Annotated in this window: 3 protein-coding genes; all 3 read left to right on the top strand. The window is 31.5% G+C overall.

Annotation, left to right across the window (positions count from 1 at the left end):
- Positions 1–152 precede the first annotated feature (152 nt).
- The 3 genes from VW161_RS08760 (at position 153) to VW161_RS08750 (ending at position 3,610) form a co-directional block, all read left to right on the top strand.
- Entirely contained in the window at positions 153–1,478 is a 1,326-nt protein-coding gene (locus VW161_RS08760) for a Mur ligase family protein (RefSeq protein WP_325192952.1), read from the top strand.
- 172 nt (positions 1,479–1,650) lie between these two features.
- The gene (locus tag VW161_RS08755) at positions 1,651–2,844 is read left to right on the top strand and encodes a hypothetical protein (RefSeq protein WP_304135948.1); all 1,194 of its coding nucleotides are present in this window, start codon (positions 1,651–1,653) and stop codon (positions 2,842–2,844) included.
- A gap of 97 nt (positions 2,845–2,941) precedes the next feature.
- Positions 2,942–3,610: a nucleotidyltransferase family protein gene (locus VW161_RS08750; RefSeq protein WP_304163607.1), complete on the top strand. Its 669-nt coding sequence runs from the start codon at positions 2,942–2,944 to the stop codon at positions 3,608–3,610.
- Positions 3,611–3,675 lie beyond the last annotated feature (65 nt).

The following is a 3,675-nucleotide window of genomic DNA, read 5'->3' as shown; positions in this document are numbered from 1 at the left end:
TTTCAATTTAATAAAATAATTTAACTTTATTTCAAAATATACTAACTTTTATTAATTAGAATATATATATATATATATATATAGATAATTACATATAATAGATTACTATCTATAATTTACTTATATTATATAAAAAAATAATATGTGAAATCATGAAAGCAGCTGTTATAGGTTTAGGTGTAGAAGGCAAAAAGGCTTTAAATTCATTATTGAAACATGATTGGGAAGTCTATGCTACAGATTTGAATATAAATATTAGTCTGGATGATTTGCCTATATCCCTTGCAGGTGTTGACATATCCCCTCAAAAGGATAAAATCAGTTTCATTAAAGACAACCTATCCATTGATTTGGGATTTAACAATCAGGAAGAAATAGATCTATGTGATGCTGTTGTTTTAAGTCCAAGCATATGGGGAAGCAAAATATCTGAACATTATAGAAACTCCAATAAATTGCTTTGTGATGTTAAAACAAAACACAGAGAAATGTTTTCTATAGGGGTGACTGGAACCAATGGAAAGACCACTACTGTAACCATGATTAAGGAAATCCTTGAAAATGCAGGGAAAAAGGTTTTGGTTGGAGGAAATGCAGGTGGAGGATTTGAAGGTTACTATGACCTTATCCTAGAAGCAGACAATGGAGATTATGACGTTTTGCTTGTTGAAGTCTGCGATATGACAGTTGGTTTCTGCAGCTATTGTTTCGACTTTGACTTGATTGCCCTTACAAATATGGGCAATGACCATATGAATGTTCATGGTTCAATGGAAGGATATAAAGAGTCACTTAAAGGATTTTTCAAAGGTAAAACCATATTTATCAATGAAAATCAGGAATATATGGATGAATTTGAAGAAGTGGCCGAATCAACCATTGTATGTAATGAAACAAAATATGACTTAAACCTATTCGGAAAGTTCAACAAATTGAATGCAGGTCTTAGTGAAGCTATAGCAAATTATATTGATAAAAACACTTTTGAAATTGATGAGAGCATAATCAAAGATAGACTGGAAAATTTCAAGCCTGTAAAAGGCCGTTTAGAAGTGTTAAAATTAAATGATTGCGAGATATATATCGGTAAATCCGACAATTCCGATGCAATTAAACCTATATTGGAGGAAGTTGATTTCTCCGCTATCTTTGTAGGAACTCCAAGACATAATGAAAATCATAGATTTGACATATTAAATGAAGTTGTAAAAGCCAATCCTGAAGCAATTATTCTATTTCCTGGATTGGAAGACACATTGGATCAAGCTAAATACAGATTAAATTCCCTTAATTACAAAGGAAGAATTGAAATAGCCAATAACCTTGATGAAATCATTGCATTCGTTGCTGAGTTTTCACATGACACTGCAATTTTAATTGGAGGAAATGGACAGGAAAACATCATTAAAATACAGGATAGATTAAAGCAGATTTGTGATTACTGTAATTCTAGGGAAAATAAGCTAATGTTTGAATAAAGAAAAATATCTAAAAAAATAATAAAAAATCATAATAAAATAATTCATAATAAATCAAATCATTAAACAATTCATAATCATATATTTATAAATTTAAGATTTAAATAAAGGAAGTGTAAGTATTAGCTCAAGAAGTTTAACACAAAGAAATTCATTTAAAATATTTGTTGCATTGATTGCAATAATTATTGTTCTAATACCTGTCTCCCTTGCAACTACAACCACTCATCATCAGAATATGAGTGAAATAGCTAAGTATGATAACGGAAGCACTGTATTTGCAGGAGATAACGTAATAGATAAAAACAAGATAGACAAATATCCTATCGTTTCCAATTTTGGTTCTTTACTAACCCAAATAGGAGATGGTGAAATCGTGGATGCCTTTTTCTCAATTGCCACAGGGGCAGTTCCAACCCCATCATCTGAATTGCTTTATGGAAATGTAAGTTCAGATGGTGTAGTGGATGAATTTGAAGGTCCTGGATATGTGGTTGTGGATAATGACAAGATTACCGTAAATCCTCCTGGAGACTTTGTTTGGGGATATAACAGCCCATATTTACAAGCAAAAATTGTTCCAGATGGAATAGACATTTTCAATAATAAGACCAATCAAACAGTAGGTCATATTGATCCAAAAACCATGACTAACGATACAATTCCTGGTCAAAGGGTAAATGTGGAAACCTTAAAGTATTGGTACAATCATTACGGTCAAGGTTCTAAATACAATTTAGATTACTGCATTAATGGTTTTAATGATAATAGGTCTTATATTACTCCAGATATGTTAAAAGAAAAGTTCCCTGAAGCTTATGAGTATTCTCTCAAATATCCTGGAGGTTCTCCTGTTGTTGTTTATGGTGAAAACTATACTGAAACCAAAGTGGCAAGCACATACACTTATTTGGATTCTCATCCACAATACAATGATGCAAACAGGGAATTCAATGCAAAGCAATTTGTAAAGGCTTGGAACGGAACCATTATCCCATCAAATGCATATGGATGTGGAAGAGAAGGTGTTGGATTCAGTTCAGTGCCTGAAAGGGAAGCAGAATCCGGAATGGCTACACATGGTGTATGCCCTCCAGCAAGATCATTGAGAAATGCTGTTTTATCTTTAGGTTTCAGTTTGCCAATTGGTATGGATTCTGGACGTGATGCAGTGCTTTACGGTTTCAGTCCGTCTACTGGAATCAAGATTAATAACACATTATCCTATCCTATTAAAATCAAAATGTGGACAGAAGGTTCCGGTGCTGGAATGAGAATCTATACGGATGTTTATGAAATGATTCCTAATAGCTATATTGCAAATCAAACCAATAGCACAAATTCAACAAACAACACAAACAATTGATGCTAATGCAATAATTATTACTGGAATTGTTTCAATTGTTTATTTATTAAAATTTTTAAAAATTTATTAAAAAATAATTATTAATAAAGGTAATATTATGCTTACAGTCTCAGCAGTGATAACTGCAGCTGGAAAAAATTCTAGAATGAGAAAAGATCAGGAAAACTTGAATATTCCCCTACAAAATAAGCTTACACTTCCATTAAAGAATGGGAAATATTCCAGTACAATCATTGAAACTACTATTCATAATGTGTTGAATACTGAAAATATCGATGAATGTATAGTAGTTCTTGGCCATTACTGTGACGAAATATTGCCTTTCATTAATAATATTAATGATGATAGATTAAAAGTTATTAAAAACGACCCAATAGATGTAGGTCTTTCTGTTTCTTTATTAAATGGTCTTCAAAAAATCAATTCAGACATTGCTTTATGTGTAACTGGAGATCAGCCTACAGTCAGCACGGAAACTTTTAATGATATCTTAAACACTCTTTTTGACTCAGACAATCCTGGAAAGACCATTTCAATTCTTAGAAGGCGCAAGACAGGAAAACTAGATACGGCTGAAGGATTAGGAATGCCTTTTGCAGCAGATAGGATGGAATTAATCAAATATCTAGAAGGTAAGGATGATAATCTAAATCCTATTTTAAGGGAGATATTTGCTGACGGATTTGATTTTTATGGAGTTAATGAGAATCATCCAAATGAATTAATTAACATTAATCATTACAGTGAATACGAAAGTATTTTATAAAATCTTAATTAATCAATATTTTTATTTATATAATTATTAAAATGAATATGAAAGTATTTAATAAA

It is taken from the genome of Methanobrevibacter ruminantium, from assembly GCF_016294135.1.
In the GTDB taxonomy this organism is placed as follows: Archaea; Methanobacteriota; Methanobacteria; order Methanobacteriales; family Methanobacteriaceae; genus Methanobrevibacter; species Methanobrevibacter ruminantium_A.
Note: the sequence above shows the minus strand (reverse complement) of the source record. Positions and strands in the feature narration are given on the sequence as shown.

Bases quoted from the DNA above. Each gene is read 5' to 3' on its own strand.
- VW161_RS08760 (WP_325192952.1), top strand. From the start codon at position 153: ATGAAAGCAGCTGTTATAGGTTTAGGTGTAGAAGGCAAAAAGGCTTTA.
- VW161_RS08750 (WP_304163607.1), top strand. From the start codon at position 2,942: ATGCTTACAGTCTCAGCAGTGATAACTGCAGCTGGAAAAAATTCTAGA.